The following is a 14,317-nucleotide window of genomic DNA, read 5'->3' on the forward strand; positions in this document are numbered from 1 at the left end:
ACTGCGTCCATGAGCCGAACCGATCAAGACTACAGTGAAAAGCGTGACTACATCCGTATGCGCGTCGACGCCGATGTCACGCTGATCCACGCAGGGCTGGAGATCAGCGCGGCCTGCCTGGACCTGTCGGGCAGCGGCATGCAGGTCGCCGCGCCCCGTGCCTTCAAGGCCGGAGACCAGTTGCTGGTGCGCATCGATTCCGACCACCCAGCCCTCAGGGGGCTGGAGGCCGAGACCGAAGTGGTCTGGGCTCGCGACGACAACGGCGGGCAGCGGCTGGGGTTGCAGATACTCAAGATGAGCTGAAGCCGGCTCCTACAGGTTTGTGGGTGTGCGGGCATAAAAAAGGCGACCTCTTGAGGTCGCCTTTTTCATTGGCCCGGTAAAAACTAAAAATCGTCTTCGACCTTGCCGCCCTTGATCTTGAACTCGCGGTTCTGCAGGTAGGCGTTGCGGATGAAGATGTATTTGTCGCCGGTGATCAGCTTTTCGCTCGACAGCAGGCTGGTGCGGGTATCGATGATGTCCGCGCCGAACGCGATGTTGCGCGCCGGAATGTCGTTCATGTAGCGATAGGGCTGGGTGTAGGTGTCGATGTACTTGGACGGCGCGTCACGCAAGGTGCTCGGGCCGAAGAACGGGATGACCACGTACGGACCGCTGCCCACGCCCCAGTGTGCCAGGGTCTGGCCGAAGTCTTCGTCGTTGCGCTGCAGCCCCATTTTGGTGCCGACATCGAAGAAACCGGCGACACCGAAGATGGTGTTGAAGAATATCCGCGAGGTGTCCACACCGGCCGCCTGGGGCTTGAGCTGAAGCACGTCGTTGGCCAGGTTTTTCACATCACCGATGTTGAGGAACATGTTGTGGATGCCGTCCACCAGGAACTGCGGCGTCACGGTCTGATAGCCCTGGGCCAAGGGTTTCAGCGCGTAGGTATCCAGCACATCGTTGAACTTGAAGATGGGACGGTTGACGCTCTCCCACGGATCTTCGTCTGCCGCCTGTGCGGCAAATGGCACCAGCGCAACACTGGCACACAGGGACAGTTGAGCTAGACGTTCGATCCAGCGCATAAAAAGAACTCCTTGGATAAGACGAGGTTGGGTACCGCGCCCTCGAAAAGCGGGCAGTATAAAGCGGATAACCTCGATTAGGCAGTACGCTCGGCACAAGTCCTGCAAAGAATTACCGATTAGGCGAGAGGGGCTCCCCGTCATCCAACTGTCATGGCAGTGTCTTAGCCTGCGGAGTCATTTCAGGGACGTTGCCATGCCATTGACCGCTGCCGTACCGCTGCCCGCGCCCACCGCCCTGCTCTTCGGCCTGAGCGGTTGCCTGGTGGATTTCGGCGCCCGCGCCCGCCCTCACCTAGACCCGGACGAGCACAACCACGCGACACCGGGTGCGCTGGAAATACTGCAAGGATTGCAGCAACGTGGCGTGCCTTGCGCCTGGCTGGATGAATTACCCCACGCGGTCAGCCAGCCGCTCGCCGCAACCCTGCCGAGCTGGGTCAAAGCCTCGCTCCCCCCCGCCAACGGCGCCCAATGGCCGGCCCCCAATGCCTGCTGGCACGCGCTGATGACGCTTGGCGTGCAGCAACTGGACGGCTGCGTGCTGGTCAGCGGCGAACCGCGCCTGCTGCAATCGGGCCTGAATGCCGGGTTGTGGACCATCGGCCTGGCCTCCTGCGGCCCCTTGTGCGGCCTCTCGCCCGTGGAGTGGCAGGCACTGCCGCAAAAGGAGCGGGAAAGGAAACGCGCCAAGGCCACCGTGGAGCTGTTCAGCCTCGGCGTGCACTCGGTGATCGATCACCTGGGCGAACTGGCGACCTGCCTGGACGATATTGCCCTGCGCCGGCTCAAGGGCGAGAAGCCCTGACGCGGCGATCTTGATCGAGGTCATGCAGGCCGCGCAGGAGTGGATTACTCTGACAGTCAGGCACAGACTTTTATCGCCGGATGGCGGTCTATGTGTCAGAGACTATCCAAAGAGGGAGTACCACAATGCCTGCCCGCGAACTGCAAGACCAGCTCAATACCCTGCGCGAGCAACTGGAGCAGAGCCCACCCCTGTCACTGGAAGAGCGTGAACACCTGCAAGTGCTGATGCAGCAGATCGAAGCCCAGATCAAACTGGAAACTTCGACTGCCAGCCTGGCGGACGGTGTCAACCTCGCCGTGGAGCGTTTCGAACTCGAACACCCCGCCATCGCCGTGACCTTGCGCAATATCGTGCAGACCCTGGGCAATATCGGAATCTGAACCGGCCTATGCACTGGCCCGCCCCTATCCGATACAGCAGAGGCTGTTTTCAAGGAGCGGGCTTCACAGGTCTGAACTCCCGGGCACCTGCTGCGCACGGTCCAGCGCTTCCTGGGTAATCCGCACTTCCCCGGCTTTTCGTTCACGATCGATCACTTCGAGCGCCTGCTCATAGACCGTATCGCTCATTTGCCGGCCAACGGGAATGTCCGCCACGGCGATCCCCAGGGCACTCGCCCCCTGCTGCACCGTCGCGGTCCAGCTGGCGATTTCCTGCGGTGACGCTTGCGGCTGCCGTGCCAGCTCTTCCAGCGCCTCACGCAATTCTTCCAGGGTTTGCAACTGCTCCTGTGCAACGGCCGCATGGCGCTGCGTCTCGGGCAGGGTCTTCAGGTAATCCTTCCAGACCGGTCGCTCAAGCAGCAGCTCGACCTGTTTGCCGGGCACTGCCTCGGCCGCCAGGATTCGATCACCCGCTTCCCGGGTCATATCCCGGGTGACATTGCTGGCCCCCCGATACAGCATGGACAAAGGTTGCCAAGGGAGCGCCAGGCGCTCAGCGAGATCGACACGGTAGGCCAGGTAGATCTCGACTTCATCGACATGGGGCCAGCGTTCATCCGCGGCCTCGGCAGCCGCACGCCCTGCTGCCTCGATTTCGGTCTCGCCCAGGCCACGCTCACCCGCCGCCGCGATGGCCTGCGCCCTGGCATCCCCAATATGGGCGGCCCTGACAATCTCTTGCCTGGCGGCTTCGACTTTGGCGATATCGTTCAGTCGCGCCAACCGCGAGCGCCCCCGGGCCAAGGCCAGGTATGCCGCCTCCCTGGCATTGCCCGCCAGTTGATCCGCCTCGTGGAGCAATACCTCGCCGCCCAACCGGGTGAACACCTCGGTAAAACCATCGGCACAGGTTTCCAGGTCGGTCGTCCAGTCGAACAGGGCCTGACGCAGCCCGGTGTCGGCAGCCGCCGCCTCGATCATTCGCCAGACGCGCTGGATCAACTGACCCCGGTATTCGACGCGATAGTCCGCCGAGTAACGCAGCGCGGCAATCGACTCCAGGAAGGTTTCGCTCCCCGGCTCATCAGCGACCAGGTTCCACAGCGCCCTTTTGCTCTCCTGCTCCGTAATCGAAAAGCTGCTGTCCAACCAGTTTTCCACGACAGGCGTCAGCGTCGGCACCCCCTGTTCCGGGACTTCCGCGTCCTCCGGCAGGGCGAAACGTATCGAGGGGCGATCAATGAACTGGGAGATCATATAGCGCGTCGTACTATCGAGCGGATTACCGTAAAGCAATACCGTTCTCATCCTGAGACTGCTCAGGCTATAAAAGCTCCAGGGGATGGTGGTCAATTGGTTGCCTTGCAAATCCAGCACCACCAGATCGAGCAGCTCCAGTACCCCGGTCGGCCAGGCGGACAATCCGGTACGCTGCAACTGGAGCCCTTGCAGTTGGGGCAGGCCCCTGGCATCGAACAGCCCCAAAGGGTTGCCATCCAGGTTCAGTTGCCTGAGGTGCGCCATACTGCGCAATTGCTGCCCCAGCAACGGGGTCCAGGCGATCCGGTTGCCGTTGAGCTGCAACCTGCGCAGCTCAGCCATCCCGCCAATGCTTGAGGGCAACCGCGTCAGCCTGCCCCCCGTGATATGCAACTCACGCAACTTGGGAAAATGCTTGAGAAAGGCCTCGAAGTCACGGCGCTCCCGACGTCCGACCAGGGTCAACTTCAATGAGATCACATGCTCGAAACTGCCCTCTTCCAGTTCAGGCAACTTCAGCAGGTGCTCCCTCGAAAGGTCCAGCTCATACCCCAGCGGTTGGCCACTGGCATCGACCACGGGCTGCGACTCCCGGCGCCAGCACTTTCTGATCCGGTTCACGACACGTGACTTGGAAGCCCTGTTGACCAGCCAATTACCGACACCACCACTGCCATGCTCATACTCACTGTCGATGCGCCAGTATTCGAGCATCAGCTTCAGCTTCTGGTACTGGTCCTGCTGCTTCTTCAGGGCCTTCAGGAACACCTTGTCATCCTGCCCTTCAAGCGACAGGAACTGTCGAACCGTCTCCAGGTCCTTGCCGGGATAAAGCTTGTCCACCAGCAGCCGCAAATGGCTCGGCGACACGGCCTCCTTACTCCCCCCGCCACCGAGCGGATAACCGAATCGGCCATCACTCAAACGCATGGGCGACTTGAATCCGGGCTTGATCGCTTGCATGTTCAGCAACGCGCGAACGCGCGCGCGCGACAGCATCAGGCGGCTCACCACCGCCTGCTTGAACAGCTCCGGGCGGGTTGTGCGCGAGAAGCCAAGTGCCCGGAGCTGGTTATCCGGCAGAGCACGCAATAGCGTCACCTGGAGGTTGCCCGGCAGGTCCTGCCCTTCGATCTCATAGCCCCCCGGCTTGCGCACCAACTCCAGGGGGGCTTCGGATGAGGTCGGCCCCAGGCTGTCGACCAGGCGTCGCCCGCCCGGTGCCAGCTCGGAAGGCTCATACAGCTCGATGCGCAGGTTTTTCGACCAGCCCGGCAGGTTTTCCAGTGAATGCAGGAACAACCGGTCGGTATCCAGGCTGACCGATGATTCGAGGAAAAGTCCTTCATAGGCCCGCGCGATACGCACCTGCTGCAAATACCAACGACGCTCTTCCGCCAGCCGCAACGGCACCCTCCCCGCTTTCAGCGACTCGACCTCATACCCGCTGGCCGCACTGGCCAACTCATCGGCAATCGCCGTCGGCAAGCTGGGAAAGTCTTGCTTGATCAAGACAACAAAGGCATTTCGGGAACGGGTACGAAATTCGTAATAGGCCTCGAACAGCGCGCTGCGCTGGTTCCGCGCCTCGGCGGCAAGCCGCTTGTTCAGCGCCGCCAGTTGTTCCGCGTGGGTCAACCGCGCCTCACCCGCCTGGCGCCCGAGCATTATATCGACCTCGTTCTGGTCAAGCCCCTGCAACACCACGTCGAGCAGTTCGGCGTCATGTATCTGGGCTTCGGTGACGATCACCACCGGCAACTGCGCGTTATCCACCGGGCCGTATTCCTTCAACACTCGCCCTTCGCCATTGACGAACCGCAAGACCTTGGTGGGCGGCCACAAGGCCTCCAGCAACTGCTCCTGGATACGCCAATCGACAACACCGCCATTGGTCGTGCCGGTCTCGATAAACCGCTGGATATCCGCATCGACCCTGAAGCGCTCCAGCGTATCGCTCAGCAGCGCCGGTCGGCTCATCTGGTCCAGGTACACCGGACGCAACTGATCGGCCTCCACGCCACTGATGGTCATGATGCGAGTCGCCTGTTCCGGGGAAAAGCCTGCCAGGTCGGGCCCCAGGCGCTTGAACAGCTTGAACGCATCCCACTGCAACGGCGCCTCCAACTCATGCATCCAGGCACCTGAGCCGTTATGGCTGAACAACGGCGCATAGGTCGCCCGGGTTGGATGCTCGGCGCGAAACTCATGGCTGACGCGACTGGGGCTGAGTTTGTAATAGCCCCCGTCCAGATCCAGGTAGGTACTGCCATTGCGCGCGTGCAGTCCTGACTCGTCGGGCTTGAGCCCCTCGGGCAAGACCGGCCCATGCCGATAGGGCGCCAGGTCGGCTTTCCATAACCGGGTGCCGCCGTCCGGCAGCTTGACCCGCTTGAGTGTGTCAACAAAAGCCGCCGCTTCGGCGTCGCGCGCCAGGACCTGCATGAAGCCCCCAAGCTCCAGGTTCAGTACCACGCCGAGAAAGACCAGCACGGCCTGCTTCTGGTCGTCGTGTTCCCACTCCTCGATCCCCTCGTAGAGTTGGACAAGCATCTGGGCAGCGGCCACCGCCAGCATCGCCTCTCCAAGTCCCGGCACGAAAAACAGCAGGTTGACGCCCCAATCCAGAAAGGAATGCCAGCGAGCGCTACGGGTCTTCTTGTCCTCCGCATTCGTCGACACCGCCAGCATCCGGGCATCATCGAGCATCTTGTCGGTGTGCTGCACATAGAGCTCGACGAAGGGATCTCCCGTTATTCGGGCGAGCTGGAGTTGCAAGCGCGCCCGTTCATCGGGCACACGCCGGCGCGTCTCGGCATTCAAGGGATTCAGGCGTTCATTCAGCGCGGTAAAAAACACCGGTTGAGTGCGCAAATGGAGGTAGCGCCGAAATTCGTGCTGATAACCCTGATAACGCAACCTGCGTCTAAGGTCATCCTCGAATGCCGCCAGGGACGAATACTGCTTGAGCGCCTGTTCGGAATCACCGGACAGGTACACCAGACAAGGACAAGGCTCACGGGTTGTCGGGACGTCGAAACGGATCAGCAGTACGCCCTTGAGCAAGGCGCCTCGATAGCCGCTTTCGGGAATACGCACATCGAGCATCTTGATCTCGTGAAACTGCACGGCATGCAGACTCCAGAGAGGACTGGCGTTTCCGCCGACCCACTGCTTGAGCATCCGGTAAGCCGAGTCGTCGATATGCCCTTTCATCACAGCAATATCGGCCTGGAGTGCCAGTTCGGAGATCACGTGGGCCATGAACAATCGACGAAACTCATCATCGCGTTGTCCGGAAGCCGTCTTGCGCAACAGAAAGGACTCAATATGTTCTTTATATTTCCCACCCAGATCCAGATCACGGCATAACCGGGCAAACGCCCGTGGCGTCAATGTCTTGAGCAAGACACCTTGACTCTTGCGAAGTATCTGCGAGCCTCGATCGAAGCCAAAGTAAGTCGTTTCACTTTCCTCGAAGTTCTGCAAGGCGGCCTGTAACAGCGTCTGTTGCGTGAGCCTTTGCTGATAGGGCGTGGAGAGTGTTTCTGCCGCCAGTATATGAACATGCCTGAGCTGGTCCTGAAACACATCCAGGCCCGTGCCGAACTCCTTGTCCAGGGCCTGTTGCAGGCGCGGTGCGGCAAACGCCTCCGGACTCTGCAAGCCCTGTAGATAAGCGCTCAGGTCGGCCTTGCTGGCCTGATGGCGGCGCATGTTGTCCGCGTAGGAACTACGGGTTTCGAAGGGCGCCGCCTTCAGCCAATCCGGCAGTCGACTTGCCACCAGCGCATAATATTCTTCCCCCTCGAGAGCCACTGCAACATCCGATGTTTCAAGTGAAAAAACAGCCATTTCCAAAAACCTTGAATAACTTCAATCCCCCTATACTATTCCTCACTCACCCGATAAAAAGTTCAAATAACCAATCGTTTCTTCTATATTCCCATCTATATTACCCACCCATGATATATCTATTAACGCCCTTCAACAGTTTATCCAGTGAACGGCTTTTCGATTGATCGCATCCTCGTTATAAAACCGTAAACACGCTTGTACCGCCACGACCAGGCGCCCACTAAAAAGCCCCGACTCTCACGAGCCGGGGCTTTTGGGTTACCACTTGCTTCAGGCTATCAGAGCCCTGATTGACCGCTCAACGCCAGGTCCATCAGCTCACGGTTGGCCACCGCATACATGGCGTAGTCAGTGCCGCTGGCAGCACGGATTTCCACCAGCATCGCACGCCAGCGCTCGGCCATGCTCGCGTTGCGCTCAAGCCACAGGGCCACGCGGGCTTCCATGTCTTGTGGCGCGTCGACCAGTTTCAGCACCGAGATGGTGATCGCGCGCTGCTGCCAGTCCACATCGTCGCGGAAGGCTTCGCGGGCCTGGGCCTGCCAGTTGTTGGCCACGCGCAGGTCGCTGATCTGCTGGGAGTACCAGGTCAGGTCCAGCGCACTGCCCACCGCGAAGTAGGCCTTGGCCACTTCGGCGGCGTCGTGACCGGTGACGTCGGCGGCTTCGATGATCGGCAACAGGGTGTACAGGTGCGTGGTACCCGCCACCATGCGCGCCAGCAACTCCGGCACACCGGCCTTGACGTAGGCCTGGTAACGAGCCTGCCAGACTTCACGGGTCGGACCTTCCAGCAGTTCGTCGAGCTTGAGGCCCAACGCCGCCAGGTGCGGACCGAAGTGCGCCACGTCACGGGCAGCATCCTGCTCGTTGCGGCGGCTGCGCAGGAACCAGCGCGTGGCGCGACGGCCCAGGCGCATCAGTTCGTCCATCAGCGCCAACTGGGTCTCGGCCGAAACCTTGTAGTCCAGGGCTTCGATCTGGCGGAACCAGTGCGGGAGGTGGAAGATGTCACGCACGATCACATAGGCGCCGGCCACGTTCGCCGGGCTCATGCCGGTGGACTCCTTCAGGCGCTGCACGAAGGTGATGCCCATGTGGTTGACCAGGTCGTTGGCGATCTGGGTGCTGACGATCTCGCGCTTGAGGCGGTGACGGCGCATGGCTTCGGCGAACTTGCTCACCAGCATCGGTGGGAACGCGGTTTCCATGTCACGGGTCAGGTACTCGTCGTCCGGTACCTTGGATTCAAGCAACGCTGCCTTGAGGTCGATCTTGCTGTAGGAGATCAGCACCGACAGCTCGGCACGGCTCAGGCCCTGGCCCGCCGCAACGCGTTCGGCCAGTTGCTCTTCCGACGGCAGGAACTCGATGGCACGGTCCAGCTTGCCACGGCCTTCCAGGTCGCTCATCAGGCGCTTGTACTCGGCGATCCGGTCGACTGCGCGACGGGCCGCCAGGGACAGTGCCTGGGTCTGCTTGTAGTTGTTGCCCAGGACCAGGCCGCCGACTTCGTCGGTCATGCTGCCGAGCAGCTGGTTACGCTGCTTCTCGGTCATATCGCCGGCCTGCACCACTTCGTTGAGCAGGATCTTGATATTCACTTCGTGGTCGGAGCAGTCCACGCCACCGGCGTTGTCGATGAAGTCGGTGTTGGAACCGCCGCCATGCAGGCCGAACTCGACGCGACCGAGCTGGGTCATGCCCAGGTTGCCGCCCTCGCCCACTACCTTGCAGCGCAGTTCGTTACCGTTCACCCGCAGGGCGTCGTTGGCCTTGTCGCCGACATCGGCGTGGCTTTCGCTGCTGGCCTTGACGTAGGTACCGATACCGCCGTTCCACAACAGGTCCACCGGTGCCTTGAGCAAGGCATTGAGCAGCTCGGTCGGGGTCAGCTTGTCGGCCTCGATGTCGAAGCGCTCTTTCATCTGCGGGGAGATCGCGATGCTCTTCGCGCTACGCGAGAAGATACCGCCGCCCTCGGACATGATGCTCGCGTCGTAATCCGACCAGGCCGAACGCGGCAGGTCGAACAGGCGCTGGCGCTCGGCGAAGCTGCTCGCCGGCTCCGGGTTCGGGTCGATGAAGATGTGCAGGTGGTTGAACGCCGCGACCAGCTTGAGCTTGTCGGACATCAACAGGCCGTTGCCGAACACGTCGCCGGCCATGTCGCCGATGCCCACCACGGTGATGCTGTCTTCCTGGACGTTGATGCCACGCTCGCGGAAGTGACGCTGCACGCCGACCCACGCGCCCTTGGCGGTGATGCCCATCTTCTTGTGGTCGTAACCGGCCGAGCCGCCGGAGGCGAAGGCGTCGCCGAGCCAGAAGCCGTAGTCGATGGCAATGCCGTTGGCGATGTCGGAGAAGGTCGCGGTGCCCTTGTCCGCCGCCACCACCAGGTAGGGGTCATCGTCGTCATGACGCACGACGTTGGCCGGCGGCACCAGGGCGCCGTCCTTCAGGTTGTCGGTGATGTCCAACAGGCCCGAGATGAAGATGCGGTAGCAGGCGATGCCTTCGGCCGCGATCTCGTCACGGCTGCCGCCCAGTGGCAGGCGACGCGGCAGGAAGCCGCCCTTCGCGCCCACCGGCACGATCACCGAGTTCTTCACTTGCTGGGCTTTTACCAGGCCCAGGACTTCGGTGCGGAAGTCTTCCTCGCGGTCCGACCAGCGCAGGCCGCCGCGGGCAACGTTGCCGAAACGCAGGTGCACGCCCTCGACCCGTGGCGAGTAGACGAAGATTTCGAACTTCGGTACCGGCTTGGGCAACTCGGGAATCGCGTGCGGGTTGAACTTGAAGCTGAAGTACGACTTGTTCTGGCCGTTGGCGTCGGTCTGGTAGAAGTTGGTCCGCAGGGTCGCCTTGATCAGGTCAAGGTAGCGACGCAGGATGCGGTCTTCGTTCAGGACCTGGACGTCGTCCAGGGCGGTCAGGATCGCTTGCTCCAGGCGCAGCTGCTTGTCGTCGAGGTCTTCGACGCTCAGCTTGCGGGCCAGGTAGAAACGGGTCTTGAACAACCGGGTCAACTCGCGGGCGATGTCGGTGTGGTTGTTCAGGGTGCTGGCGATGTAACCCAGGTCGAAGCCCAGGCGGATCTGCTTCAGGTAACGGGCGTAGGCACGCAGCAGCGCCACGTCGCGCCATGGCAGGCCGGCGGTCAGCACCAGGCGGTTGAACGCATCGTTCTCGGCATCGCCACGGACGATGTGGACGAACGCGTCCTGCAAGGTGTCGTTGAGCTGCTGGATATCCAGGTCCAGGCCTTCGGCAGCGGTGAAAGCGAAGTCATGGATCCAGAACTCGCGACCGTTGTGGTGACGCAGGCGATACGGGAACTCGCCCAGCACGCGCAGGCCGAGGTTTTCCAGGATCGGCAGGACGTCGGACAACGCCAGCGGCGTGTCGGCGTGATACAGCTTGCAGTGCAGCTCGCGCTGGCCGGAAACCTGGCCCAGCGGCTGGTAGAAGCTCATCACCAGCGGATTGCTCTCGCTCAGGCTCAGCAGGTGCTGCATGTCGACCACGGCCGAGTGCGCGGCGAAGCGCTCGCGGTAGCCGGCCGGGAAGCCTTTCGGGAAGTCCGCCAGCACGTTGGTGCCCTGGGCCTCGCCGAAGCCTTCGACCACCAGGCTCTTGTAGTCGTCCTGCCAGCTGCGGCAGGCCTGGATCACTTCGTTTTCCAGTTGCAGCGGGTCGATATCGAGGCGGTTCTTCGGGTCGACCCGCAGGATCAGTTGCACACGGGCCAGCACGGACTCGGAGAAGAAGGTCCAGAATTCGCAGTCGGTGGCCTTCAGGCGCTCCATCAGCACTTGCTGGATCTTCTGCCGCACTTCGGTGGAGTAGATGTCACGCGGCACGTAGGCCAGGCAGTAGCAGAAGCGGCCGTACGGGTCCTTGCGCAGGAACACGCGGATCTTGTTGCGTTCCTGGATCTGCACGATCGACATCACGGTGTTGAACAGCTCGTCCACCGGGGTCTGGAACAGATCGTCGCGGGGCAGTACTTCGAGGACCTGGGCCAGTTCCTTGCCCAGGTGGGCCTTGGCCTGGAAGCCCGAACGGCGCTCGATTTCGGTGACCTTGCGGCTGATGTAAGGGATCACCCGCACGCTTTCGCCGTACACCGAAGAGGTGTAGAGGCCCATGAAGCGGCATTCCTTGATGACCTTGCCGTCGGCGTCGATCTGGCGGATCGAGACATAGTCCGGGTAGGCATTGCGGTGCACGCGACTCGGCAGTGCGGCCTTGGCGAACGACAGCGGCGTCGGTTCGCGCAGGTAGTTGACGGCGTAGTCTTCGATGCGGGTGTCGTCGGGGGTCAGGCCGGCGCGCAGCAATTTGGTCAGGCCGAGGAAGGATTGGGCGTCATATTCGATATGGCCGCCGTCCTTCTCGTCACGGACCACGAACTCTTCGTAGCCGAGGAAGGTGAAATGGTTGTTCACCAGCCACTGCAGGAAGGTCTTGATCTCGGCCTTTTCTTCCGGGTCGATGGCGAACTGGCTGGCATCGATACCGGCCAGCAGGTCCTGGACCTTGGTCTTCATCGGTTCGAAGTCGGCGACGGCAATCCGCACTTCCGTCAGGACCTGCTCCAGTTCCTTGGACAGCACGCTCAGTTCGGCGGCGTTGGCGCTGCGATCGATTTCCAGATACATCAGGGATTCTTTCTCGACCCCTTCGCCCTGGGTGCCCTTGGGCAGGATTTCCAGCAACTCGCCCTTGCTGCCGCGACGCACGCTCAGCACGGTGGTTTGCAGGGTGTGGATACTGTAACCGCGGCGGTTCAGTTCAGTGCGGACCGAGTCGACCAGGAACGGCAGGTCGGGGTGCAGGACCTCGACGGCGGTGTGGGTCGACTGCCAGCCATGGCGTTCATAATCCGGGTTGTAGGCGCGCACCTGTGGCTGGGTGTGGTCGAAACGCTCCAGCAGACGCCAGGCCGAAAGGGTGCAGCCGGCCAGATCGGAGAGCCGGCGCTGGGTCAGCTCGTCCAGGGAAATGATGCCGAAGAACTGTTCAGCGAACAGCGCCACTTGTGGCAGTGCCTGTTCGTTGATGTGCTGCGCCAGTGCCGCCTGCAGTTGGTGCTGGAAGTCGGCTTTGCTGGCTGCGGTGAAGAACGCCATCTGTGGTACTCCGCTTGGGCTTGTTATATAGAGAAAAGCGTCGCGTTTTCTTCCCCGAAAAGGGGGACCTGCATCACTCTGCAGGGTGAAGCTGGGCAGTACAGAGTGACAGGTTGATGAAGCTGGCCGCGACCCAGGGGTCACATTCACGTTCAAGATAGTCGCACAGGACGACAACGGCCGGATGCACAGGCTGTATTTTCGAGGGCGACTCTCCGTTGCGCAGCTTAACGAGTGCGCGAATGCCGCTGCTTGCAACGCTGCGACATATTCGGACATAGCTAGGTAGCGCAACGGAAAATACGGAAAAAACAGCTATCATCCTGCCCCCCCGGAAGGCAGCAGCCTCCCGCGCCCAGCCGAGTGGACGACCACCCTGCTGCCACGCCCCTCTATGGGTTATTCACCAACGCACAGCCGTAGTCCTGGATTTCGCCGGCGGAGCCGAAGTTGAAATCGCCGACACTCACACGGTTCGCCAGCAACAGCAGGTCGCCGCCGGGCGCCACCACCAACGCCAGGCCATAGCGGGACATGCTGTCGCCTTGCTGCCGAACATACTGCCCCAACAGCTTGAACGGGTTTTCCTGCACCAGATCCTTGCCGCCCAGGCGTTTGGCCAGGTACTCATGCCCGTTCAACTTCACGCCCAGCGGCTGCCAGGCCTGGGTAACCTGTGCGGCGTGTTCCGCCAACAGCTTGTGCACCTCGGGACGCAAGCAGGCGAGATGGATATGCAGCTGCCCCTGGGAACGGCCATACCGGGAGTTGATGGCCAACGACAGGAACTCATCGCTGATCGGCTTGCCCGCCTCGGCGGACAGACGCTCCCGCTGCTGCCAGGCATTGGCGAAAAACGCGTACGAATTGCCCTCGAGCAGCAGTGGACTCTCGATCCCCGTCACCCTGTCCGTCGGGATGGTCAGGTCATGCAGGGGCCCCTGGCGATCCTTGAGCAGGGCATAATGCTGCTTCAGGTCCACCACCAGGCAAGGCGCGGGATCCTGTTTGTCCTGCTGATGAGGCACGCATTGCTGGCTGACGATCTGCCAGAGCGCGCTGCCATTACCGCGCCCCCAGACCAGCCAGGACGCCCCCGACAGCACCACGGCGAGCAATAGCAGCGCCAGGACTTTCAACCACTTGGCCATTCAACTTTCCTATGAGAAGAAATAAAAACTGTCACAACATAAACCAAGGTTCCCGCTACTTTTATGTCTGACGGGCGCAGAATGTGTTTCAACTTGAATCAACGCGGCTCGACGACTCAAACCCCGCCCGCGCATGCACAATAGCCGCCAGGCTGGCAGAATCACACCGGCCTTACTCCAACAGGACCTCACTTTATGCAACTGACCACCGCCCACCTCATCGCCAACCCCTGCGACGACGAAGAAGACAACATGGCCATGCTCTGCTGCCATAGCGACAAGGGCGAGATGTTCCTGATGAGCCGCTACCCCGACGAGGACGAGCTGGAAATCACCCTCGACGGCGAACCCTCCACCCTGGACGGCGTGAAAGCCACCCTGAGCGCCACCCGCCTGCTGATCGAAATCGCCGCGACCGACGCCGACGCACTCAATGGCAGTGACCATCTGGAGATCCTTCACGGCACCGCTGCGGGCGATCTCGCGGAAGTCGAGCAAACCCTGCAGAACATTCTCAAGGGCATCGGCACCTACGTCAGCGAACTCGGCTGACAGCCCCTGCGAGGACCGTGTTCAGCCGACTCATCGCAGCGGTCCTGCGACCTATCACTTTTCTCGCGGTTCTTTATTGACAACAGCG

8 protein-coding genes are annotated in these 14,317 nt (G+C 61.5%); 4 read left to right on the forward strand and 4 right to left on the reverse strand.

From position 1 onward, the window contains the following. The first annotated feature begins 9 nt into the window (after positions 1-9). On the forward strand, positions 10-306 hold the full coding sequence (locus tag NUH87_RS07405; RefSeq protein ID WP_338525433.1) for a PilZ domain-containing protein: 297 nt from the start codon (positions 10-12) through the stop codon (positions 304-306). Between the two features lie 83 nt (positions 307-389). On the opposite strand, the gene NUH87_RS07410 is transcribed toward NUH87_RS07405, so the two are convergent. Continuing rightward, entirely contained in the window at positions 390-1,076 is a 687-nt protein-coding gene (locus tag NUH87_RS07410; protein ID WP_338525434.1) for a VacJ family lipoprotein, read from the reverse strand. Positions 1,077-1,272: 196 nt separating this feature from the next. On the opposite strand from NUH87_RS07410, the gene NUH87_RS07415 reads away from it, so the two are divergent. Continuing rightward, positions 1,273-1,884, forward strand: a complete 612-nt coding sequence (locus NUH87_RS07415) for an HAD family phosphatase (RefSeq protein WP_338525435.1) — start codon at positions 1,273-1,275, stop codon at positions 1,882-1,884. Between the two features lie 125 nt (positions 1,885-2,009). Further along, positions 2,010-2,267: a DUF4404 family protein gene (locus NUH87_RS07420; protein ID WP_040066040.1), complete on the forward strand. Its 258-nt coding sequence runs from the start codon at positions 2,010-2,012 to the stop codon at positions 2,265-2,267. 63 nt (positions 2,268-2,330) lie between these two features. Here the strand turns inward: NUH87_RS07420 and NUH87_RS07425 are convergent, their stop codons facing one another. The 3 genes from NUH87_RS07425 to NUH87_RS07435 form a co-directional block, all read right to left on the reverse strand. Next, the gene (locus NUH87_RS07425) at positions 2,331-7,316 is read right to left on the reverse strand and encodes a dermonecrotic toxin domain-containing protein (RefSeq protein ID WP_338525436.1); all 4,986 of its coding nucleotides are present in this window, start codon (positions 7,314-7,316) and stop codon (positions 2,331-2,333) included. Between the two features lie 350 nt (positions 7,317-7,666). After that, positions 7,667-12,526: an NAD-glutamate dehydrogenase gene (locus NUH87_RS07430; RefSeq protein ID WP_338525437.1), complete on the reverse strand. Its 4,860-nt coding sequence runs from the start codon at positions 12,524-12,526 to the stop codon at positions 7,667-7,669. 392 nt (positions 12,527-12,918) lie between these two features. Then, a complete protein-coding gene (locus tag NUH87_RS07435; protein ID WP_338525438.1) occupies positions 12,919-13,677 on the reverse strand; it encodes a CDP-diacylglycerol diphosphatase in 759 nt (252 codons plus the stop codon). A 195-nt stretch (positions 13,678-13,872) separates the two neighbouring features. On the opposite strand from NUH87_RS07435, the gene NUH87_RS07440 reads away from it, so the two are divergent. Continuing rightward, positions 13,873-14,229: a hypothetical protein gene (locus tag NUH87_RS07440; RefSeq protein ID WP_040066048.1), complete on the forward strand. Its 357-nt coding sequence runs from the start codon at positions 13,873-13,875 to the stop codon at positions 14,227-14,229. Positions 14,230-14,317: the final 88 nt, after the last annotated feature.

The sequence above is a fragment of the Pseudomonas batumici genome, from assembly GCF_036585405.1.
Classification (GTDB): domain Bacteria; phylum Pseudomonadota; class Gammaproteobacteria; order Pseudomonadales; family Pseudomonadaceae; genus Aquipseudomonas; species Aquipseudomonas batumici.